This window comes from Dokdonella sp., assembly GCF_035703485.1.
Taxonomy (GTDB): domain Bacteria; phylum Pseudomonadota; class Gammaproteobacteria; order Xanthomonadales; family Rhodanobacteraceae; genus Dokdonella.
This window is the reverse complement of record NZ_DASSYD010000047.1, coordinates 39,977-61,614: the sequence shown is the minus strand read 5'-3', so window position 1 is coordinate 61,614 and position 21,638 is coordinate 39,977. Positions and strand designations below refer to the sequence as shown.

Annotated in this window: 17 protein-coding genes; 12 read left to right on the top strand and 5 right to left on the bottom strand. The window is 58.9% G+C overall.

From position 1 onward, the window contains the following. Positions 1 to 342: 342 nt before the first annotated feature. From VFN25_RS03735 to VFN25_RS03710, 6 genes are all read left to right on the top strand, one after another. Positions 343 to 1,251, top strand: a complete 909-nt coding sequence (locus tag VFN25_RS03735) for an HNH endonuclease (RefSeq protein ID WP_325138959.1) — start codon at positions 343 to 345, stop codon at positions 1,249 to 1,251. Between the two features lie 206 nt (positions 1,252 to 1,457). Continuing rightward, a complete protein-coding gene (locus VFN25_RS03730) occupies positions 1,458 to 2,468 on the top strand; it encodes a hypothetical protein (RefSeq protein ID WP_325138957.1) in 1,011 nt (336 codons plus the stop codon). 259 nt (positions 2,469 to 2,727) lie between these two features. Next, positions 2,728 to 3,093, top strand: coding sequence for a type II toxin-antitoxin system RelE/ParE family toxin (locus tag VFN25_RS03725; RefSeq protein ID WP_325138955.1), 366 nt, complete (start codon positions 2,728 to 2,730; stop codon positions 3,091 to 3,093). Then, positions 3,090 to 3,404 (top strand): helix-turn-helix transcriptional regulator, encoded by a 315-nt coding sequence (locus VFN25_RS03720; RefSeq protein ID WP_325138953.1) that lies wholly within the window; start codon positions 3,090 to 3,092, stop codon positions 3,402 to 3,404. The genes VFN25_RS03725 and VFN25_RS03720 overlap by 4 nt, the downstream gene beginning before the upstream one ends. 491 nt (positions 3,405 to 3,895) lie before the next feature. Beyond that, positions 3,896 to 4,636 carry a hypothetical protein gene (locus VFN25_RS03715; protein WP_325138951.1) on the top strand — a complete coding sequence of 247 codons (741 nt, stop codon included), beginning with the start codon at positions 3,896 to 3,898 and terminating at the stop codon, positions 4,634 to 4,636. 111 nt (positions 4,637 to 4,747) lie between these two features. After that, positions 4,748 to 6,553 (top strand): fibronectin type III domain-containing protein, encoded by a 1,806-nt coding sequence (locus VFN25_RS03710; RefSeq protein WP_325138949.1) that lies wholly within the window; start codon positions 4,748 to 4,750, stop codon positions 6,551 to 6,553. A 211-nt stretch (positions 6,554 to 6,764) separates the two neighbouring features. Here the strand turns inward: VFN25_RS03710 and VFN25_RS03705 are convergent, their stop codons facing one another. Both VFN25_RS03705 and VFN25_RS03700 read right to left on the bottom strand, forming a co-directional pair. Beyond that, a complete protein-coding gene (locus VFN25_RS03705; protein ID WP_325138947.1) occupies positions 6,765 to 8,093 on the bottom strand; it encodes a hypothetical protein in 1,329 nt (442 codons plus the stop codon). A gap of 440 nt (positions 8,094 to 8,533) precedes the next feature. Next, positions 8,534 to 9,940, bottom strand: coding sequence for a hypothetical protein (locus tag VFN25_RS03700; protein WP_325138945.1), 1,407 nt, complete (start codon positions 9,938 to 9,940; stop codon positions 8,534 to 8,536). A gap of 661 nt (positions 9,941 to 10,601) precedes the next feature. Here VFN25_RS03700 and VFN25_RS03695 point away from each other — a divergent pair. Then, positions 10,602 to 11,552, top strand: a complete 951-nt coding sequence (locus VFN25_RS03695; protein ID WP_325138941.1) for a hypothetical protein — start codon at positions 10,602 to 10,604, stop codon at positions 11,550 to 11,552. Between the two features lie 99 nt (positions 11,553 to 11,651). Next, positions 11,652 to 12,353, top strand: coding sequence for an SDR family oxidoreductase (locus VFN25_RS03690; protein WP_325138940.1), 702 nt, complete (start codon positions 11,652 to 11,654; stop codon positions 12,351 to 12,353). 112 nt (positions 12,354 to 12,465) lie between these two features. Here VFN25_RS03690 and VFN25_RS03685 read toward each other — a convergent pair whose 3' ends face one another. Beyond that, positions 12,466 to 13,143 carry a DUF2238 domain-containing protein gene (locus VFN25_RS03685; protein ID WP_325138938.1) on the bottom strand — a complete coding sequence of 226 codons (678 nt, stop codon included), beginning with the start codon at positions 13,141 to 13,143 and terminating at the stop codon, positions 12,466 to 12,468. Positions 13,144 to 13,321: 178 nt separating this feature from the next. On the opposite strand from VFN25_RS03685, the gene VFN25_RS03680 reads away from it, so the two are divergent. The 3 genes from VFN25_RS03680 (at position 13,322) to VFN25_RS03670 (ending at position 16,485) form a co-directional block, all read left to right on the top strand. Beyond that, positions 13,322 to 13,972 (top strand): hypothetical protein, encoded by a 651-nt coding sequence (locus VFN25_RS03680; protein WP_325138936.1) that lies wholly within the window; start codon positions 13,322 to 13,324, stop codon positions 13,970 to 13,972. 255 nt (positions 13,973 to 14,227) lie between these two features. Then, positions 14,228 to 14,623, top strand: a complete 396-nt coding sequence (locus VFN25_RS03675) for a YbaN family protein (protein ID WP_325138934.1) — start codon at positions 14,228 to 14,230, stop codon at positions 14,621 to 14,623. A 164-nt stretch (positions 14,624 to 14,787) separates the two neighbouring features. Beyond that, positions 14,788 to 16,485, top strand: a complete 1,698-nt coding sequence (locus tag VFN25_RS03670; RefSeq protein ID WP_325138932.1) for a hypothetical protein — start codon at positions 14,788 to 14,790, stop codon at positions 16,483 to 16,485. Here the strand turns inward: VFN25_RS03670 and VFN25_RS03665 are convergent. Together VFN25_RS03665 and VFN25_RS03660 are read right to left on the bottom strand one after the other, a co-directional pair. Then, complete coding sequence (locus VFN25_RS03665; protein ID WP_325138930.1) at positions 16,437 to 17,402, bottom strand: DUF4105 domain-containing protein; 966 nt, start codon at positions 17,400 to 17,402, stop codon at positions 16,437 to 16,439. The two genes, VFN25_RS03670 and VFN25_RS03665, sit on opposite strands and share 49 nt — an antisense overlap. A 310-nt stretch (positions 17,403 to 17,712) precedes the next feature. Next, positions 17,713 to 19,995: a hypothetical protein gene (locus VFN25_RS03660; protein ID WP_325138928.1), complete on the bottom strand. Its 2,283-nt coding sequence runs from the start codon at positions 19,993 to 19,995 to the stop codon at positions 17,713 to 17,715. Between the two features lie 233 nt (positions 19,996 to 20,228). Between VFN25_RS03660 and VFN25_RS03655 the strand changes: the two genes are divergently transcribed. Further along, on the top strand, positions 20,229 to 21,506 hold the full coding sequence (locus tag VFN25_RS03655; protein WP_325138925.1) for a choice-of-anchor Q domain-containing protein: 1,278 nt from the start codon (positions 20,229 to 20,231) through the stop codon (positions 21,504 to 21,506). The last annotated feature ends 132 nt before the right edge of the window (positions 21,507 to 21,638 follow it).

Here is a 21,638-nt window from a genome sequence, read left to right as displayed (position 1 = left end):
CGACCCGGAGCCTTCGGATATGCATCAGCATCTGCGCACGGTGGAGACGGCGTTGAATCGGCTGGGGGTGGGGGAGTTGAGTCCGGGGATTGAAGTGCTGGAGAGGATTAATCGGGGATTGAGGTAGGGGCCGTGCGTATTGGGAATAATCGACTCTGCCCCAGTTTTGCGTGATCTCGGCAAGAAGCCCGGAAGGAGCTCAGCATGCCTGTTTGCAGGATATGCCTTCAGGATAGAAATCAAGGAAGCATCAGGTTCACAACGCCACGCATGCGGATATGCATATGGTGTGTTGACGGGCTGAACGGAGTCGAGTATTCGCCAGCAGAGGCGAAGGAGCGGTTGAAGACGAACTACCGATACCGCGCGGCCATCGGTCTGACGGCGGATGCAAACGCGGCCGATCCCTACGTGGCAGGTCGGGCGCAAGCAAGGCTGCTCAATTTCGACGCCTACATCGCTGAGCAATTTCCAAGGTGGCTTGAAAGGCAGATCGCAGAGAATCAAATTCAGCCGAATGGTGACGCTAGACCCCCAAGCCCAGAGATCAAGCTAATCCGCGCTCATCTCAAAGGCTTGGTGCGGCTGCATCGGTCATACACGATGCAGCCGCCAAACTGGGCAATCACATCGCTTCAGCTGAAGCATCAGAATGGCCTTGCTTGTAACCGGTGCAGGGAAACCCTAGCTCCGGACGAACTGCATGCCCATCACATCGTGTTTCGGAGTTGCAGCGGCGCGAACAACAGGAACAATTTGGTCGTGCTGTGCATTCCTTGCCACCAGCTCCAGCATGATCACCCCATTGGTCAGTACGGCGGCGAACCTGAAGGCGTGGATGACAGCGAGGATGATCCGCTGCTCAACATTGACGGCAGAGTGCCGGAGCGTGTATCACCGATAGCGATTGAGGTGCGGGAGCTTGTGGTGCTGCCGGCCCCGCAGGTATCGACCCCGTCCGCAACGCTTCCTCGGATCCTGACATTGCAGCTGGGCCAGAATTCCTTGCCACAATGCTTAGTGGACCCACCTACTCGTGTGCTGACTCCACGAGTGCCACAGCCGACCCCGCCGGCGCCGAAGCAGATCACACCAAAACCGAGTCAGCTAAGCTTGCACAACATTCGAGAGTCGGAATACACGCGTGGTGCTGTGTTTCTCAAGCTTGTGAGTCTGTTCTTGTTGGTCTTCGGGATATTGGTGCTAGTGATCGTCGTCGGTGCCACAGCGTTGACTCTATTTGGTAGGTGACCAGAAGCAGCGTAGAACAGGGGTCAAAAGCAGGAGGCAGAGTAGACTTTCGTGATCTTCTAGGCGTTGATGCGCATCGACAGACTTGCGCAGTCTTCCGATCTTGCGTGGGCCGATGCTGCAACAGATTTGCTTCTCGCAAGCGGGGCTATTGGTTTGATTCGTTTCCGGCTTTTTCGGTTTCCGTTCTCAGGGGAAAACTCTCGATGTTCTCAATCAAAACCGCACAACATAGTCGCCATGCTCGTGGAGGATGGCGAAACGGCTTTGCATTCGTGAAACCCATTGATCCCCAATCCATGCATAACACTGAAATCGTCTTCCGAGAGAGTTTGCGCCTTGCGTCCCCTTCTGCCAGATCGTTTCTCTCTCTGCTCGATACAGCAGTCCGAAAGAAGGCGTTCGTGCGGTTCAATATTTACTTGGTCGTGATTCTCGCCATTGTTCTATCTTCCGCTGCGCGCCTGTATGCGCAAACTGTGCCTCCTTCAGGATTTGTGGTGGTCGATTCAACGGAGTTTAAAAAATGCATAGTCAAACTTTCCGGAAACATTGACGAGTCCAGTCTGGGTAAGATTCATGAGGAGTATGCGCGCGCAAAGACATTCGCTAGCCAAAACGAAGGCTCAGGATTGTGCCGATCTGGGGCGGAAGGGGTTGTAGTATGGCTGGATAGTCTGGGCGGAGATGTCGGAACTGCGATAAAGATCGGGCGCTTCTTTAGATCGAAGAATGCAATGACGGTTGTGCCCGATTCGGCGGTTTGTGCTAGCGCATGTGTGTTGGCGCTACTTGGAGGGGTGGAGAGGTCGGTGATCGGGAGTGTCGGAATTCACCGTCCATTCGGCACAAGCCCATCTGATTCCGTGAATCAATCGCAATCGGCACTTAGAAGCGTAAACGAACTCATATACGCGTATCTGGATGAAATGAATATCTCCAGTCGAGTGCTCGACGCGATGAATGCGGTGCAGCCTGAAGAAGTGCGGTGGTTGGATTTCGACGAATGCGATGCGCTCGGTGTTTGTGGTACTGACCCAGCGTGGAAAGATTATAATGACTCTATGTTCGCAAAAAAGCTCGGAATCTCAAAGCTCACGCTGTACAGTCGGCGTAGCGTCGCCAACGAGGTTTGTGCGAGCGAAAAGACCATTAGGGGCAGGATGGCATGCAGACAGGAGATTGTTGCTAATGGGACGAAGCAGGGCTCGGAGTGAGGATCAATGGGGTCAGGAGGATCAATGGGGTCAGAGTCATTGATTTAGAGGCTCTACCTCAGATCGTGTGGGAGCGTCGATGGGGTCTATCAATGTAGCATGTGCCTCGACACCCGGAGCACCTGGAGAAAGGGGGTCTTGAATCTCGAATTTCGTGGGTAGGAGCGCAAGGTGAAACCTGACTCTGACGCGCCTTCGATTTGACCCCGGACCTGACGTGGCATATATTCCCATTTGGGTATAGGTTCGGCGGCGCGACATGGAGGTAGCGAGTATCAAACCGTTGCGATGGATTGCTTCGAGTCTTAAAGACTTGGGCGTCATGCCGGATCAGGTGCAGGCTGTGTTCGGCTACGCATTGTTCCAGGCGCCGATTGGGCAGAAACCGGACGCCGCGAAACCTTTGAAGGGGTTCGACTCCGCCGCCGTGCTGGAAGTGACCGAGGACTGGCGCGGTGACACGTACCGCGCGGTGTACACGGTCAGGTATGCGCATGCAGTTTACGTCCTGCATTGTTTTCAGAAGAAGTCCGCGAAGGGAGCTCAAACCCCGAAGCCGGACATGGCGCTCATCCGCGAACGCCTGAAAGCGGTTGATGCGCTCGCAAGAGGAATCACGACATGATCGAAGTACACGAAGGCAGCGGAAACGTCTATGCCGACCTCGGGTTTGCCGATGCCGGTTCCATGCTGGTCAAGGCGCAGCTTGCCAGCAAGATCGCCGCTATCATCAAGCGTCGCAAGCTGACCCAGATTCAGGCAGCCGGGTTGTTCGGTATGCCGCAGCCAAAGGTATCCGCGATGTTGCGCGGCCATTTTCGTGGCATTTCCGAGGAAAAGATGATGCGCTGCCTGGTCGCCCTGGGACAGAACGTGCAGATTGTCGTAAAGCCCGCGAGCAAGGGCAGTGCGGCTGAATTGTCGGTTGCTGCTTGATCCAGATCGACCCCGACCAAAGCCCGGGTCAGGTTGCACTTTCCAAAACCCGGGTCAGGTTGCACTTTCCAGACCTGCTTTTGCTTTCCTGGGGCGCCCAATCTTCGCCGGGTCTGCGCGTCGATTGAGAAGTGTCTCGATTGCGATGCGAAATCAATCTGATCCCAAAGCAGGAAGAAAGGGGCCAAGTCTGCAATGAGAACAACCGGGACTCCCGCAATGTCAACAAGGCACGTCGATGCGCGTCGACGTCGATGGGGTCAATCTTTGTAGCATCCACTACAAAATCCGGGGCCGGTTGGCGCTGATTCCTGCGGGCAGGTCAGTCGCAAGGCGGAAGATAAACAACGACGAAATGTGCACTCTGATCCGCCTCGCGACCCGCTTTTCGCACAAGCGAGTGACGGTGTACGCGGTTCGCGATCTGCGCGGTTGCATACCTTCCGTGATACGGCTTAGGGTTCCGTGTCCCATTGCCAGGAAGTGGCCCAATGTCCATGTCCATTCGTGCGGCTCTGCTTGCAGCCGTGCTCGGTTTGTCTTCGTTTGCAATCCATGCGGCTCCTTCGCAGGTTGCCGTTCCGGCCTCACAAGGTGCAACCGTGATGCCGCTTTCGCTGGTTGAGGGCGTTCAGTATCCTGCGCTCGATCTTCAAACGGTGGCTGCCGAGGATGCGCTTCGTGCCATCGACGGTGGTCCGGCACGCTTCGCGATTGCGCACGACACCGCGATCGACATCCAGCGCGCAGGCACGTGGGAAACAGTCGGTACGCAAAGCATCTGGCGTTACCGGGTGAAAGCCACGGATGCCACTTCGCTCAATTTCGGCTTCACTCATTATCGGCTGCCACCAACCGCTCGCCTGTTTGTCTATGACGTCGCAGGCCAGCAGCTTGCTGGGCCCTGGGATGAGCGCAAGAACCAGCCCCACGGCGAGCTCTGGACGCCGGTCATCTCCGCCGCTGACGTGGTTATCGAAGTGGACGTGGATACCGCCGAACGCGAGCGCGTTGAATTGATTCTGGGCCGCATCAGCCAGGGCTACCGCGCGTTTGGTCGACGCAGCGCCGGCTACGCGCAACCGGATATCGGTCAGCCGAAATTCGGCACCGGACCGTGCACGATCGACGAGATCAACTCCGGAACCTGCAACACCGACGTGGCTTGTCTGGGCGAGAACGATGCCTGGAACGATCCGCGCCGCGCGGTCGGGGCGATTACCGTGGGTTGAACGGATACCTGCTCGGGCTCGCTGGTCGGCAATACCGCCGATGACCGTCGGCGGCTGTTCGCCACTGCGACCCATTGCGGGCTGACCACATCCAGTTCGCCGAGCGTCGTGGTGTACTGGAACTATGAATGGCCGACCTGCCGCACGCCCGGCTCCTCGGCCAGCGGCCAGGTGGGCACGCCCAACCCGGCGATGGCAAGTTCCGGTGCGACCTTCGTCGCCGCTACCCCGAATCCGTTCTCGGCCTCCAGTTGCACCAGCGGTATCGGCGCGACGTGTTCGGACTGGACGCTGATCGAGTTTGATGATCCGTTTGATCCTGCCTGGAATCTGTATTGGGAAGGTTGGGACCGCCGCAGCACTGGAGCCATGTGCAGCGAGCCAAGTGACCCGACCAGCACGGTCGGCATGTGCGCCTCGATCCACCATCCGGGCGTGGACGAGAAGCGCATCACCTTCGTGCCGACGCCGTTGTCGGTGAGCGGAATCTCGCGCGGCATCAACACCCATTGGCACGCAGCGTGGGACACGACGCCGCCGATTCTTCCGAATATCGTCAACCCGCCGTCCAGTCTCCCGCCGAGCGTGACCGAAGGTGGATCCTCGGGCTCACCGCTATACAGCCCGCAGCAGCGTATTGTCGGCGTGCTGAGCGGCGGCAGTTCCTTTTGTGGCGCGACGGGCAGTGATCTTTCCGATGAGTACGGACAGCTCGCCGTTGCCTGGGAAGGTCGCGGCACTCCGGCAACGCGCATGAAGGATCACCTCGATCCACTGAACACCGGTGCCGAGTTCATCGACGGCATGGGCATGACGCCTTTCACGCTTGGATTGGACCCGCTACAACTGGCCGTCTGCACAAGCAATTCGTCAACCGCCAACGTCACCGTGAGCGTGGATGCCGATACCGGTTTCACGTCGCCGGTAACGCTTTCGGCCAGCGATGTTCCGCCCGGCGCCAGCGCGACGTTCGCGCCTGGCCTCGTCACGCCACCGGGAACCTCCAATCTCACGCTGGGCGCACTCGCTTCGGTTCCAGCGGGCGGCTACAACGTCAAGGTGAACGGCGTCAGTGGTGCGGAATCGACGTTTCGCCTGCTTTCACTGAACTTGAGTGACACGCTGCCGGGTACAACCAGTCTCCTCGCGCCTGCTGATGGTGCAATCGATGTTCCGACCAGTTTGGTTCTCAGCTGGTCTGCAGCATCCACCGGCCCGATCGATTACCAGGTCGAGGTTGCCACCGATCCGGCCTTCGCCTCCGTTGTGCTGAGCCGGACAGTCAGCAATGAAACGACGCTGTCGGTAACGCCGCCGTTGACCCCACAGACAACCTTCTATTGGCGCGTGCGTGCCACCAATGGTTGCGGCGATGCGAGCTGGTCACAGGTTCGCAGCTTTACCACCGGAGTGACGTTTCCGGAGCCCTACTGTGCGGTTACCTTCCCGAGCGGGGTGGAACCGATCTCGCGGGTGAAGTTCAGCGGCATCGACAACCGCAGTCCTGCCTCTCCCGCCGGCAGTCAGGCACATGAAGATTTCCTCGCCGTGGCCGGTGGCACAATCGAACCCGGTCAGGCCTACGAGATGCTGGTGGAGGGCAACACTGCCGGAAACTACACCACACGGATCACCGCCTTCTTCGACTGGGACCGGAACGGCAGTTTCGATTCCGGTGAGACATACAGCATCGGCAGCATTGCCAACTCGACGGGCGAAGATGGCAAGAACGCCACCGCCACGATCACGGTGCCGGCGGTACTGACGTCCGGACCGGTTCGGATGCGCGTGATCAAGAAATACAGCAGCGAGGCGGCGGCCTGCAATTCCAGCGGATACGGCCAGGCGGAGGACTATCTGCTTGGCGCGCCTTCCGACCTGATATTTGCCAACGGCTTCGAGAGCATTCCCGACTGACGAGAAACAGCGCGCCGCTCGCCCCTCTGCGGGCAGGCGGTACGCTGCAGATCTTGCAGACGAATCAGTTTGAACGGGCCAGCACTGTCTTGATGAGTTGCCTTGCCGTTGCGTGAGCCGGCAGAAGTCCGCTTGTCTTGTTCCGCGTGTCGCACGACATCTTGCTGGCCTGAAGAAATGTGGTGGAGCAACAAAGTCAATCCTGTTTTTTCTAGTAAGGGCAGGGGTCGTTCAGAGGTTCAAACGCAGCTCGAAAAATGCGCGGCGGCGGATCGTAAACCTGACCATAAATCTGAAAGTCGCCAGCAACACCGTTGCCTTGCCAGGTCACCATGATCTGGCCGCCGGGTGCCACCGCAACGCCGGGGTAGGATTGAGTCCCGGTTACCGTGGTATTCACGCGAATCAAATTCGCATGACCGATACCAAATTCATTGAAGCGACGCATGAAGACACCGCGATCGTCACCCGGGCCGTCGCCGTTGGTCGCGACCACGAAGCCTCCGTCCGGCATCATCGCCACTACAGCATTGACCTGCGGATAGCCGATCCCCGAATTGACTTCGAATTCGTCACCGACCGGCAAGTGATTGCTGTCAAAACGCTGACCATAGACCTTCGCATCACCGTTGTCGGCCCAGCCATGCCAGATCACTACGAAACGCCCATCGCGTGTCATGGCGATTTGCGGAGCGTCCTGGGTTCCCGCTGTGGTCGTATTGACCAGGATCTCGCCGCTCTGGGCGCCTCCAAACGAATTGAACGCACGCATGAAAATTCCGCGGTTGTCACCCGGTCCATTGCCGCCCCACACGACCACGTATCCGATACCCGGGCGTGATGCCACGCCGGGTCGCCCCTGGCCGGCCGTCGTCGTCAGATTGACCCGGGTCTCGTCTCCTTGTGGATCACCGTTGGCCTGGAAATGGCGCTGGAAAACACCGAAATCGTCACCCGTGCCATTGCCCGACCACAACGCGACGAAATTGCCGGAACCGACATCGGCAATGGCTGCATAGCTCTGATTGCCGGCATAGTTGACCGCAGCCGGCTGATAGCCGCCAATCGTGGTGCCGTCCGTGTGGTACCGGCGCGTAACCATGCCGTCATGGGAGTACCAGGTACCATTATCTCCTTGTGTCCAGAAGTACCCCGGCCATAGTGCCTGGAATTCTTCATTGCTTCCCATCAGCAACGCCGGCCGTCCATACATTTTGTAGAAGCGCGAGCCGGACGTTGGCATCAAGTTCAACTCCGCGCTTGTTGCAGCGCCCTGTAGCGAAAAATTGCGACCGTACAATAGCGAATCACCGCGATCATCAGCTCCCCATCCGACGAGGAATCCGCCGGACGGCTTCGCCACGACCGTACTGTTCATGTGGCTGTCGAGCGTCGTGCCGCTGACCTGGAACTCGCTGCCGACGGGCGTTGGTTCCGAGGGCACGCACGCATCCTGTGCGAGTGCCTGGCCGCACAAGCCAGCGCTCAATGTGGCTAGCCAGAGGCAGTTGAAGAAAAGGCCAGAATTAAAATTACGCATGGCGTGGTCTCCGGATGGGGCGGTATGTGTAGGCAGGGAAGCTCATTGGATGGGTCGCAAGACGATCATTGATCGCCATCGCCGTGACGACGAATCGCTATCGCTGATATCCCGAACAATGGTGGTCCGCTCCGTTGCTGAATGGATGGGTGCTGCTCAAGTCTTGCGTAAAGCAGTCGGGAATCGGCTCACGTTCCAAGGGCTCGCAGCGAATGGAGGTCACACCATCGATCCCTCGTCGCCAGGCCGCGACGTAGTCAATCGCTGAATACGCGAAATCGAAGATAGTGGCGGCTTTGGCCGCAAGCGGAGTTTCGCCGAAGAGGATCTTTGGTTGCCCGTATCGGATTCGCCGCTTCGCTTGCCGCCCGATGGTTGGTACGCGGAACAGTGAGCCTGGTGGACTTCGTACCCAAGACAGTTACGGGATCCGGCTGGCCTCAGGGCACCGACATTTCCTCGAAGTCTCCGCGGAAGACAGTGTTCCGGACATAGACATAGGTGCCTTGCTGGCTCGCGTAGGCAGGCTCAAAGCTGACGATCCTGATAACGGCATAGGCACCGTTGTCGGACAGTCCCACTGGCATGGCGGAAAATCCGTCGCTCGAGGCGGTCGGGGTTGGATAGTCGGTGAGCGGCACCAGGCCGCCCTCGCGAGTCCATGCAAGAGCATCACTGCGCGAGGTAGTGACTCCTTGACTAAAACTGTACAACTGACTGGAACGAAACAGGACCACATTCGCGTTGCGCGCAATCAAGGGCAATTCATTGCCGCAGCAACTGTCACTGCTCTTGATCCATTCGCTCGGGTTCATGTTGATGCGGCTTACCGCACCGGTGGCGAGATGATGGAGATAGATGTCGGCAGCCGTCGGATTGGGGTCGCCACCGATCGGGTCTTCAAAGGAATTGAAAGCCACCCAGCGTCCGGTGCCATCCATGTCGAATTGTGCGAATGCACTGGGGCTGGCGATCTGGGCGCCCATCGGGCCGACATTGGCCCGCACGGTGCTCGTGGCACCGGCTTCATCAAACACGCCGTTGGCATTGCTATCGCGATCGTGCACGAAAATATCGGTTTTGAAGTTGCTGTCATTGGCCACAAGGTTTGTGGCTTCAGAAGAGAACGCGACAAAACGACCGTCGCCACTGATGCGGATGGGCGGCGTGAAAAAATTCGGGCTGCGCTTGTCTCCGATGACACCTGCCGAATTGACGCTCATGACCGGTGTGCTGGCTTGCGCGTTGTCACGCAGGTAGACATCGGACTTTCCGTTGTTGTCGACCGGATCAATCGGCGCAGTACTGGCAAACGCAACGTGATTGCCATTGTCGCTGACGCCACCGACAACACTCTCAACCCCGGAAAACAACTCGGTGCCGGCATTGTCCACGCTGATGCGCGTCAGGCTTGTGCCGCCAGCCTCATCGAACACGCCATTGGCGTCGGCATCGCGGTCAAGCAGAAACACATCTGCCCGGAAATTATTGTCGTCCGCCACCAGCTCCCGGTCACCCGACACAAAACTCACGAACCTTCCATCGCGGCTGGCGTGGGGCATATAGCTGCTGCCGGTCGCCTGGCTGCCATCCGGGCGCAGGCTGAGACGACGCGTAGCATTCGTCTTGCGGTCGCGTACGAACACATCCGTGGTGCTGTTGCTGTCATCGGGCACCAGGTCGGATTGATCGGAAGAAAAAATGACCCAGCGGCCATCATCGCTTATCGACATGGTCGTGTTGGAACCTTCGTCTGCGGACGGCTGACCATCCGGGCGGACATCGATGCGCTCAAGCTGCTGCCATTCCTGGGCCGCGAGAGGGGCCGCGGCAAGGAGCAAAGCCATGGCACTGCCCGCCATCTGCCCTGAGAGTGACCGCTTGCCTGCCACCTCTGCAACACATTGCGCGACAACGTCAGAGCTCGGTGCTGCATGCAACGCAGTTTCGTTCGGTGCACGGGCATGTTGATTCTGAATCCAGTGGTTCATGTTTCACATCCTCTCGCTGATTGGCGCCGAATGCGCATCATTCCCCTCAAGCTATGCGTAAAGCGGCGCGAAACTGGCTCAAGTGATTGGGACAAGACTATCCACTCACCTTCGAGGCTGCCGTGCGTCGAGTGAAAAACGACAACGAATCGAGCGCTCTTGAATCCTCGTATTTCCGGAGTTGAATGGGTGGAGGACCCGACAATTGACATCGCATCAGGCGCTCGCTGGTGAGTTTGTTTTCAGTTGAATTGTCGCCGCCGCTCGCGATCGTATTCACCGCGACTGGGTTGGTGCAGAATTCGCTGATCTCCCCGCCTTGGCCATGCCTGTGCTCCGGAACTCTTTCACGCCGATTGGAGTGCTTTTGTCGGTCGCACTATTGCCGGCAATCGTTGGCTCGCCGCGCGTGGCATCAGCAGCCGAAGCAAGCGGTTGCCCGGATGTTTCCGGTCGCTACAGCGCCAAAGGTACGGGTAGCGCCAACTGGAGAGCGCTGGCCGATGCTCTTGGCGCATTGCAGGCAACAGAGGCCGGCTATCTGGAGAGCGGCATTGAATTGTCCGGTGCGGCTGATGGCACGCTGTCAATCTTGATCAAAAGAGGCCGCCTCGGCGATTGGCCAACCCGGCCCGTGGCCGTGCTTCACGCCGGAACCGATTTTGAATGCCAAGGCGGACGGCTGGTGCTGAGCACTCCGGTGAAGAACGCCGCCCGCAAGACCGACGAGGGAAAGTGGTACGAAGGTGAAGCCACCGCATCGCTGGCGCGGGGCGCCAACGGAGAACTCTCGGTCGGCGTGCGCTTCACCGGTAGCGAGCGCATCTCGCTGTACAGTTATGAATCCGCCAATGTCAGCATCCCGAAACCCGGGACTCGCACTACGCTGTCTGACAGCTTCAGGTGGCCTGTCTATTCGGACACCGACTCGCTGGCGCCCGTTGAGCCCGTCATATCCAAAATTGAACGTGAAACGCGCCAACGGCTGACGCCACAGCTGTACGGCAGTGTGGTCATCAACGGACTGAAACCCAGTGGCGACGGAGCGCTTGTAGTATTGACCGCGTTCAGCAGTGACGATGTCGTGGCGTTCGAGGATCGTCTGCGCGCAGCAGATATCCGCTATGAAACGAAGACGGAACCGTCCTGGTGGAACAATGCGTACCACATGGAGCTTCTGGTCCTGCCCGCCGGTGCCAGAGCGACCTCGCCAGCACGGCCCAGTATGTTCCGGATCGAGAAGGAACTGGAGCGCATCATTCCGAGCATGGCTGTCATCGATAAAATCGTTGCGTCGAAGAATGGCTATGTCGTGACCCTCAACATCCACGATTCAACTCCGATCGCCAATATTGTCCGCCTGGTGCAGTTGAACTCGACCCTGATCACGGAAATGGACCTGATCGAGGAGGCCAGGCCCGCTGGAACGCAGTTACGCGTCGCGCGATTGCAGGTGCGCGTCGACTAGCGGTGAGCTCGCAAAACCCTGGGGCAGGCTGGCACTGAAACTTGGTGGCGGTCAGATTCTCATCCCAAGGTTGATCATGGGCACGGCTGCCTCCATGTCATGGAATTCATTCTGGATCAGGAGATTGCCGTGTCTACCATCCTTGTTACCGGCGCAAACCGTGGTATTGGCCTGGCCCTTGCGAAACAATATTCCGCGCGCGGCGACGATGTAATTGGCGTTTGCCGTGAAGGCAGCGAGGCGCTTAAGGCGACCGGCGCGCGCATCGAGTCCGGTGTCGACGTGACCGACGGTGATGCACTCGCCGCACTGGCGCAGCGCCTCGGCGACACCCGCATTGACGTGCTGGTATGCAACGCCGGCATCCTGTCGAAAGAATCCTTGGGCGACATCGATGAGGATGGCTTTGAACGGATGCGCCGGCAGTTCGAGGTGAACGCGATCGGGCCGCTGCGCACGGTACAGGCTTTGTCCGGTCACCTGGCGGCGGGTGCGAAGGTAGGCATCGTCACCAGTCGCATGGGCTCGGTGTCGGACAACGGTTCCGGCAGCTATTACGGCTACCGCGCGTCAAAGGCGGCGGTCAACGCGATCGGCAAGTCACTGTCAGTGGATCTCAAGGACCGCGGCATCGCGGTGATGCTGTTACACCCGGGATACGTCGCGACCGAAATGGTTGGCGGCAGCGGCGACATCAGCCCGGACGCGGCGGCCGCGCAGTTGGTCGAACGACTAGATGCGTTGACCCTCGCCCAGACTGGCAGCTTCCGCCATGCCAAGGGTGATGAGCTGCCCTGGTAGGGACGACAAACAATTGCGAAGAAATGGCTAAAGTTCAGGTTGTCGAGAGAATTGTTTTCGCTGGCGCCACTCCAGATGTTGGCAATGAGCGGCATGACGAAGTGACGCCTAATCAATGCACCCCGAGCTGGCGGTCATGCCGGCGTGCCAGCAGGAGCTGGGACAGGATTGAGCCGCACAGCGCCAGGAACATGTCCCATTGGGTATCCCAGATATCACCCTGAGTGGCGAGGTAGGCTTCGGCATCGCCGCCCATGATCAAGGCGGCCCACCATTCGATGAATTCGAAGAACGCGCTGAAGCTGAGGCAGGCGGCGCAGACCAGGTAGAACAGCCAGCCGCCCGGCCTTAGCGGTGTCAGGCGCAGCAGGAGTTCACGCGCGAGGATCGCCGGGACGAAACCCTGCGCGAAATGACCCAGGCGGTCGTAATGGTTGCGCGCGAGGTCGAACGCATCGCGCGCCCAGTTGCCGAGCGGTGTTTCGGCGTAGGTGTACTGGCCGCCGTAAATGAGGATCACGGCATGGATCGCGAGCAGCCAGTAGAGCAGGCGGGTCAGGGGGAAGCGGCGGCGCGTGGCGATCAGCAGGGGGATCGCAGCGAGCACCCAGATTATTTCCATCAGCCAGGTCAGCCGGTCATTCGGTGCGATTGCCGACCACAGCAGCACTGCACCGACGAGAATCAGAAGGATTGTCGCCTCACCGCGGCCCACACCGACTGCCGGCACGCGGCCTCGTAACTCTTCCATCGTCTTCTCCCTGGTGTCATGCATGTTCAGGCTCGACATGCATTTTGCTCCATTGCGATTCAAAAAATGAGGCTTTGGCTATTGAGTCTCGTCGCAAACAGCAAAGGGTCAGAATCCGGAGCCGGTTGCACAGGTGTCTGGAAGAACACTTTCACGAGTAGTCACGATTCTCAACGTTTTGATAAAATACTGAGCTATAAATAGGGGAGAAGATTTGATGAAGCTGAGCAATGGACTGATTCTGGTGGCTGCAATGGCTATGGCTGGCTGCGCCACGAGTAGGGGAACGATGTCTCTCAACGTGCCTCCAGCCGGTACGACAACCACATCGGGTACAACGGTTTTTATCGATCAGATCGTCGACAAGCGCGTGTTCGAAGACGAACCGTCCGAGCCGTCGACGCCCTCTTTGAAGGGGCGCAAAGGGAGTTCCGAAAGCGCAGACATCAAGGCGAAGGCCATTGCTCGAAAGCGCAACACCTACGGCAGGGCGCTCGGGGATATTCTGCTTGATGGTGATCAAACCGTTGTTGGGGTAATGCGCGATTTGTTGCGCGAAGGATTTTCTGGCGCTGGCTACCATGTAGTGAATGACCGTAGCCAGCTCGGCGAAGGCGGAATGAATGTAAATGTAGAGGTGGAGAAGTTCTGGGCGTGGTTTACGCCTGGGTTCTTCTCGGTGTCAATGGAGTCTCAGATCGAAACAAGACTCGAGGTGACACAGGATGGCGCAACTCGAGATGTTGGGATCCGCGCATACGGAAAAAACTCCGGCCAGTCGGGCCGGGAAGGCAACTGGCGGGAGGCATATCGTCGAGCTTTCGAAGACTACAAAACCAAGCTTGAACAAGCGTTCCCTCAAAAATGACAGCAATAGGGTAAAGGCGGCGATTCGGTGCCGTGATTCGCTGCACCGAAAAATTCTGCACTCATTGACTGCGCGAGTTCGTGGGTGGTTTGGTGATCGCAAAGTCGACGAGGCGATTCCCTTTTTGCCGCCTGCGGAAGGAGGGCTGAATTGGTATGGTTTACCGGCCTGTCTCAGGCCATCTTCCTTTATCGCCAATGGTGACCAAGCCCGTGACCGAAACCGCAAGTTCCATCGCTGCCGGGCGGCGTTGGCGTGATTGAAAAGACAACCGTCCAAACTTCCCGCCGTTGGCGCTGGGCGTGGTGGTTGTTGGCCTACATCAGCCTGGGCCTTGGCATTATCGGCATCGTGCTGCCGGTGCTGCCGACGGTTCCGTTCATCCTGCTTGCCGCTTACGCTGCGTCGCGCGGATCGCAACGTCTTCACGACTGGCTGGTCACTCACCCGAGAATGGGGCCGATGATCCGCGACTGGCACGAAACGGGTGCGGTTAGCCGAAACGCGAAATGGCTGGCGACGACGATGATGATCGCTACGTCGGTGATCCTGTTCCTGTTCTCGCCACGCTTGTGGCTAGCCATTGGTGTCAGCGTGATGATGGCGCTGGTCGCGACCTGGTTGTGGTTGCGGCCGGAGCCGCCGCCGTAGGTATTCATCGCGCGATTGCCGGCTACGACTTCTGAGTCGACCAGACCCTGCGCACAGCCCGCGCCTGTCGACGAGAACCAGTCGGCGGGTGCATTTGAGTGAAGTTGTGCCAGCAGGGTGGCCGCCGCATACTGATTTGGCTCACTTCAATCAGGCTCAAGTCAATGACGATGCGCGTTCTGTTTTTTTCCGCCATTGCCTTTCTGTCGTCCGCTGTCGCCGCACAAAACGCCACGACAGCAGGGGAAGTGACTGTGCCGTTTCCGACAGCACACGGGATCAGCATCGAGTGGGCGATCAGCGGCGATGCGAACCTCAATGGCGAGGTTGCCGTGCGCTATCGCCAGACCGCTGGCGCGTGGCGCCAGGGCATGCCGCTGCGTCGCGTGCCGGCCGGTAGCAACGGCAGCTTCAGTTGGGCCAATCGACACAGCGGTAGCCTGTTTGATGTGTTGCCGGACACCGAGTACGAGGTCGAGCTGAGTCTGAGCGATCCCGATGGCGGCAGCGCCCAGCGACTGTTGACAGTGCGCAGTCGGGCGATTCCCGGCTTGCCCGGTAATCCGGTATTCAAGGAGGTCACTCCGGCGACCTTGAGCAGCGTGATTGCTGGCGCCAATCCCGGCGACATCCTGCGCTTTGCGGTTGGCAGTTATCCCGGTTTCACCCTGGAGCGCAGCGGATCAGTTCAGGCGCCGATCGTGCTGCGCGGCCAGCCTGGCGTGGTCATCAATGGTGAACTGGCGCTGTTCTTCCGCGCTGATGTGATCATTGAAGATATGCAGGTGAACGGCCGCATCCGCTTCAACGGCTCGAACCGGATCAGCGTGCGCCGCTGCCTGATCAACGCCAGTCCCACCCTGTTCGATGGCCATGGCATCGTCAGCTTTCTGCGCTCCGAGAACGCCTACATCGTCGACAACACGGTGATCGGCACGACAGCCTGGGTCGAATCCGCGATGGACAACAGCGGAGCCAACCGCGGCGAGGGCATTGTTGTCACCGGCCCCGGTCATGTGATCGCGCACAACCGCGTGCGTGGTTTTCACGATGATATTTCTCTGCTCGAAGATGGCGAAGCGGTCGATCAATTCAGTATCGATATTTTCGGCAACGAGCTCAGCGAGGGCGCCGACGATGCGATCGAAGCCGATTTCTGCTTTCACAACTGCCGGGTGCAGCGCAATCGGGTCAGCAACGCGTTCGTCGCCTTTTCATCGCAGCCGAGCCTGGGTGGTCCGACCTATTTCGTGCGCAACGTCGCCTACAACGTCGCGCATGTCGCCTTCAAGCTCTATCGCAGCAGCGTCGGCGATGTGCTGCTGCATAACACGGTGGTCAAAGCTGGCGATGGTTTCAGCAACTACGCCGGCGTGCCCGTCGCGCGTCTGTTTACGCGCAACAATCTGTTTCTCGGCGGACCGGGCGGAGTCGTCAACGGTGTGAGCAACGGCAGCGGCCGCGTGATCGAAGCGGCCGGCGTCGTACTGGCCGGCTCCAGCCTCAATTACAACGCCTATGGCTCCACTGTCGGCACATTCACCGGCCACCTCGGCCCAACCGCATTCAACTCGCTGGCCCAGTTGCGCGCGCTCACCAGTGAAACCCAGTCCGTGCAGATAGACCTCAACAGCTTCGCCTCCGCGCCGGCATTCCCAAGCAATCCTCTGACCCAGTTTGGCCCGCAGGACTTGCGACTTTCTGTCAGCTCCGCAGCGATCGATGCCGGCACGCCGCTGGCCGCCATCAACGATGATTTTCTAGGCGGCGCCCCCGATGCCGGTGCCTACGAAGCTTCGCGGCCACTGCCGATCTACGGACCACGCAGCGACGTACTGTTCGCCGACGGCTTTGATTCGTGACGAGTCCGCGCGTCGGTTGACGACATTGCTGAACTGCTTGCCGCTGCGCCAGGGTTGGCGGCCTCATTGGCGAATCCGCGCGAGCGGATCGCCGCCGAGAAATCCGCGCTGTCGGCGTGTTCCATCGCAAGATCGTTGATCCGGAACGCGGCGCGGAACTGCTCGCGGGGCAGGTCGGTGTCGATCAGGCCAAGATCGTAAGCAAGGTCGTCCGAATAGGCCGGCAGCACGATCTTGTAGCTGAATGGAATCGGCTCGGCGGTGATCAGGTTGACGTGGTCGACGATGTTGCTGGTACAGGTGCTAGTGAGTGTGTTGTAGAACTCGGGCTGCGCCGCCAGCGCGTTGGCGCGTTCCAGCATCGAGACGAACAACGCGCGTGCCGCGCTTCGGGTCACCCGCATCGGGTAGAGGTGCACTTCGTCGTGGCGATGGTTGGCGCGCAGGCCGATCAGGTCGCGTTCGTCGCCGACGATGTAGGTCAGCTCGTACTGGCGCAGCAGACCGTAGAGCGGCGAGAACGACTCGCCTTGTTCCTTGCGGATCTCGACCGAAATGGCAACGTATTCGCCATTGTCGAAGCCGAAGCTCAGAAAGGTGTGAGCCGGTCCGCGCCAGTTGGCAAAGGGTTCGACCACATACCACACCGATTCCAGTTGGCGCAGGTCGTAGCTGCGATCTTCCCAATGCACATCGAAATCGGTCGTCGACCGGTAGAAGGCGTTGCGTACGTTTCGCACGCGCACGCTGTCTGCGGAAAATTCGGCGGTCGAAAGGCGTTGTTGATCGACTGACCAGTCACGATCGTTCGACGGCTGCAGCAACAATACGAGTAGCAGGTAGCCCACGACGGCGGCGGCAGCGAGGGCCAGCAGGCTGCGGCGAATCAAATGGCATCTGGGTACGGAATCGGTCATGTCGTCGCCATGGTAGACGGTATCGGAACAACTGCGGATGGTCTGCGTCGCTGCGGAGGATCAAATGACGACATAGCAGGAGCTCCGGCATTTGCCCCTATTGCCGTCTCTCTTGCTCTCACTCTTTTCTGCGCCGGTCAATCGCCCCGGGAATTCCGGGAAAGTCATTCGGGGACGTAAAATTTTGGGTGTCCGGGTCGTAGTTTTTTTGAGTGACCAATCATCCCCGTTAGATCATTCGAAGCCGCCAGAAAAGGTTGAGGCTGGGGCGGATTTCGGGCTGGCAGAAACGTGATCTCGCACGCAACGCCTATTCGAATCCGTCCGCGAATATCTTGTCGTTGCCGATACGCAGTTGCCAGACGCCCCGACCCAGGGTGCCTGCGATCAGGCTTTCGGTTGCGCCCACGTAGCGCAGGTCGAACACGAGCACGTCGGGTAACCCCTGGCCAAGTAATGACCACGCATTGGTACCACTGAGCGACTCGTACACTCCCGATCGGGTGCCGAGTGCGACGCCGCCTGCGGTAACGTCGGTAGGGAAGAACTCGATGGTTCGAAAATCATCCGAACTGATTGCAGGCAGATTGCCGGTGAGATCCTGCCAGCTGACGCCACCGTCGTCACTGAAAAACACCTGATCGTTGTCAACGGCATACAGGATGTCGGTGCTTTCAGGATTCATCGCGACATCGGTAATCGTTGCTGCACCTGCCGGCAGATTGGCGGTTGCGACGAATGCATTGCCGACGCGCTTGTAGACCGCGTTGTTCTTGCCAACCACGGCCGCTTCGGGCATGCCTAGGACGCCAAAGGCCATCGCGTTGCGATTGGCTCCCGGTGCGCCGAGCGAGTTCAAGGTCGGGTTTGCCGTGTTTGCGTCAGTGGATTCGTAGATATTGCCGGAGCCGCCGACAAGCAGCCGGCTGGTGTCGACGCGGCTCAGTTCGAGTGGCGTCACGAATTGTGGGTCAGCGATTCCAGGCAGACTCCGACTCGCTTGAAAGGTGTTGTTTGCGTCATATTGAAGGCGGCGAAAGCCGCCGAGATTCTGCGAGCTGACATAGCGGTAGCTGCCGGCGAATCCCAGTGAGATATCGTCGATGGCCGCATCGCCTCCATCGCCACCGTTGATGAATAGCCAGCGTGGATCAGTCGCCGTACGTTGTATATGTGTTCCATTGTCCTGGGTGCCGATCATGATGACGCTGCTGATCTCGTCATAGGCCAGGTCATGAACCTCGGTCACATTGAGATTGCCGATCATCGAGCTCCAGATACCCGATCCACTGGCTGGCAGGGTACGCCGATAGATTCCACCGTCGTCGCTTTCCAGCAGTTCGCCATTGGCATCAAACTCCATGTCGCGGCTATCGGCGTGCGGTGACGTGCCGCCAGCGCCAGCATCCATGGCAATGACGAACTGGCTGCCGGCCGGAGCCGAGAAGTCACCTCGAACGATGTTTGCAGTAAACGGGCTGGTGCTGATGCGATCACCGCTGATGTAAACCAGGTCAGGGTCTGTCGGGTCTGCTGCGATCGCCGTATTCGAGCTGCCCTGACCGCCAGGGTGAACAGAAGGGGTGTCCATCGCGATCCAGTTCGCGCCGAGGTCACTCGATCGGTAGACGCCGGCGATATCTCCACTGTTGACCACAGCCAGATAGACAACACCCGCCGCGCCGACCGACAGGCGCATGTTGTTGGTGGTATTGGTGAGGGCGGACAGACCTGCGCTGATGTCTATCCAGTTGGCGCCGCCGTCATCGCTTCGAAGGATGGACGGACTGTTTTTGTCTACGCTGACGTAGAAACGCTGTTGATTGCCGGGATCCGCGGCGAGATCCAGGACGTTGCCACTGGGAAGGCCTGCGCTTCCGGAGACCAGCGTCCAGTTCACCCCGGTATTGATGCTGCGAAAGAGACCGCCATTGGTCGTCGCCGCCATGAGTACATTGCCGCGCGCCGAGACTTCCGAGATCCTTTGGCCAAGCAAGGTGGTTTCGCCAAGCAGCGTCCAGGAACTGCCGCCATTGACGGTTCGGTAAACGCCGATCTCGTCGTCGCCGCGGCGCGCAAAATTCGACCAGCGGCCGGTGCCTGCAACAAGCGTCTGATGGCTTGGATCCGTCGGATCGAATTCAATCGCCGCGATGGATTGCGAAGGAAGACTCTCCGACTGCGGGATCCAGGTTGGTTTGGCCGCAGTGGCGTTGGTGGTCATCCAGATACCGCCATTGACCGCGCCGATGTAGACAATATCGGCATCGACGGGATGTACCGCGATGCTTTGAACTGCGCCCGTTACTTCGTTATCAGGCGGCACTCTGACTTGAGCTGATTCTGTCGGTTTCGGGCCGAGGGATTGCCAGACCGGCGCGTTTGATCGCGAGGCCGGTCGCGGTGGCGGTAGACGTTGAATGCGGAACTCCGCCGGGTCTTCCGGCTCGCGATCCGAAAGCGACTCGGCGGAGATCTCGCCGTTTGCGTCTGACACCGATACCCATTCGGACTGGATCGCAGCCTCGGTCGCTTCCGTACACGTTGCGGTTCCGGATGCAAGCTGATCGGCCGCCGCTGGAATTGCCAGCATGGTCAAAAAGCCGAAGGTCAATGGAAGCATTCTGGATGAAAGATCACATGTTTTCATCGATCAAGTCTTTTGATTTCGAGAGCGTGATCCTAACCCCTCAGCCAATGTACGGAAAGGAAGCTGAAATCGTGGCTGCTGTCAGACGCATGCTGCGCGGCGTCCGGTCGGGATGCTGTTGCGCAAATCATTGGGCATACTTGGCGGGCAGGGGTACGTTCTTGATGGATAACATCATGCACAATCGATCCGCTTTCTCAATTGTCAGTGCACTGTGTTTGTTGCTTGTGTCGCTTTCGGCACATGCGGTCGATTTCAGTCCGAACTCCACCGTTGACCTGCCTGATTTCAATCCGGGTGATGGCAGTTGCCAGACCGCTCCGACCAATCCCGAATGTACCTTGCGTGCAGCGATCATGGAGGCCAACGCGCTGGCTGGCGCGGATCGCATTCTTCTGTCCGGCGGCACCTATACGCTGACCATCGGCGGCACGGATGAAGACGGCGCGGAAACGGGTGATCTCGATATCACCGATGATCTCAGCATCCTCTCGGCTCCGGGCGTACTGACCACGATCAACGCTGGAGCGCTGGACCGTGTGTTCGACGTACAGGGCTCGGCCGACACAACCTTCAGCGGCCTGATAATCAGCGGAGGCGATGCCACGATTTCTGCCAGCGCCGCGTACGGTGGCGGTATTCGGAGTGGCTCAACCGGCACCGTGTTGCTGCAGTTTTGCAAGCTGGAATTCAATCGCGCCGATGCCGGCGGCGGGCTGTGGAAATTCGGTGGTCCTGTTGAGATCCACTACAGCAGCCTGCACGGAAACCAGGCGATTGCCGGCAGCACCAATCCGGAAGGTGCCGCCATTCGCGTCGAAGGTGGCTTGCTGAGAATTGAAAACAGCAGCATCTACAACAACAGTACCGTCGGCAATACCGGCAATATCGGCAGCATTTCAGCCAAGAATGGTGACATCAGGATTTTCAGTACCACCATCAGTGGCGACAATACCTTTGGTATCAATGCCTATCGATCCAGCCTGCTGCTGCAGAACGTGACGGTTACCCGAAATGTCCGTCAAGGGCTGGCATGGACAACGATCAACGGCGAGAGTCGCGGTTTGTTCATCCGCAACAGCATCATTGCGGACAATGATGCCAACAACGGCTTCGAGCCGGATTGCCTGTTGAATTCGAAACCCGGCGATACGGTGGATATCGATGGCCATAATCTCAGCGGCGACAATAGCTGCGGTTTTGCTGCGAGTAGCGGCAATCTGGTCGCAACCGACCCGCTTTTGGAGCCGTTGAACACCAGCCTGCTTTTGCCTGTACATCTGCCGTCAGGCAACAGTCCCGTCATCGATGCCGGCAGTCCGCTGGATCCGACCAGCGGCAACCCGGAAGCCTGCTTTCAGTTCGACCAGTTGGGCCGCGAGCGGGAGACCGGGCGCTGCGATATCGGTGCAGTCGAGCGCTTGTTGTTGTTCCGCGACGGATTTGATCCCTAGCCCTGTCGATTCATGGCCCGGTCCACTCATGAGCAGACCGGGCTAACCCGAACCAGAACTCAGGTCGACGAATCATGAACCCTGGGGTGAGGCGCTGCTTTTGAGTCGGTATTCCGCGTCAGGGAGCGGTTT

What these genes read in the sequence shown, in the direction of transcription:
- VFN25_RS03725 (WP_325138955.1), top strand. Translation starts at nt 2,728, where the DNA reads ATGGAGGTAGCGAGTATCAAACCGTTGCGATGGATTGCTTCGAGTCTT.
- VFN25_RS03715 (WP_325138951.1), top strand. Translation starts at nt 3,896, where the DNA reads ATGTCCATGTCCATTCGTGCGGCTCTGCTTGCAGCCGTGCTCGGTTTG.
- VFN25_RS03665 (WP_325138930.1), bottom strand. Translation starts at nt 17,402, where the DNA reads ATGACCGATTCCGTACCCAGATGCCATTTGATTCGCCGCAGCCTGCTG.
- VFN25_RS03680 (WP_325138936.1), top strand. Translation starts at nt 13,322, where the DNA reads ATGAAGCTGAGCAATGGACTGATTCTGGTGGCTGCAATGGCTATGGCT.
- VFN25_RS03705 (WP_325138947.1), bottom strand. Translation starts at nt 8,093, where the DNA reads ATGCGTAATTTTAATTCTGGCCTTTTCTTCAACTGCCTCTGGCTAGCC.
- VFN25_RS03720 (WP_325138953.1), top strand. Translation starts at nt 3,090, where the DNA reads ATGATCGAAGTACACGAAGGCAGCGGAAACGTCTATGCCGACCTCGGG.
- VFN25_RS03670 (WP_325138932.1), top strand. Translation starts at nt 14,788, where the DNA reads ATGACGATGCGCGTTCTGTTTTTTTCCGCCATTGCCTTTCTGTCGTCC.
- VFN25_RS03685 (WP_325138938.1), bottom strand. Translation starts at nt 13,143, where the DNA reads ATGTCGAGCCTGAACATGCATGACACCAGGGAGAAGACGATGGAAGAG.
- VFN25_RS03660 (WP_325138928.1), bottom strand. Translation starts at nt 19,995, where the DNA reads ATGCTGGCAATTCCAGCGGCGGCCGATCAGCTTGCATCCGGAACCGCA.
- VFN25_RS03700 (WP_325138945.1), bottom strand. Translation starts at nt 9,940, where the DNA reads ATGGCTTTGCTCCTTGCCGCGGCCCCTCTCGCGGCCCAGGAATGGCAG.
- VFN25_RS03655 (WP_325138925.1), top strand. Translation starts at nt 20,229, where the DNA reads ATGCACAATCGATCCGCTTTCTCAATTGTCAGTGCACTGTGTTTGTTG.
- VFN25_RS03690 (WP_325138940.1), top strand. Translation starts at nt 11,652, where the DNA reads ATGGAATTCATTCTGGATCAGGAGATTGCCGTGTCTACCATCCTTGTT.
- VFN25_RS03730 (WP_325138957.1), top strand. Translation starts at nt 1,458, where the DNA reads ATGTTCTCAATCAAAACCGCACAACATAGTCGCCATGCTCGTGGAGGA.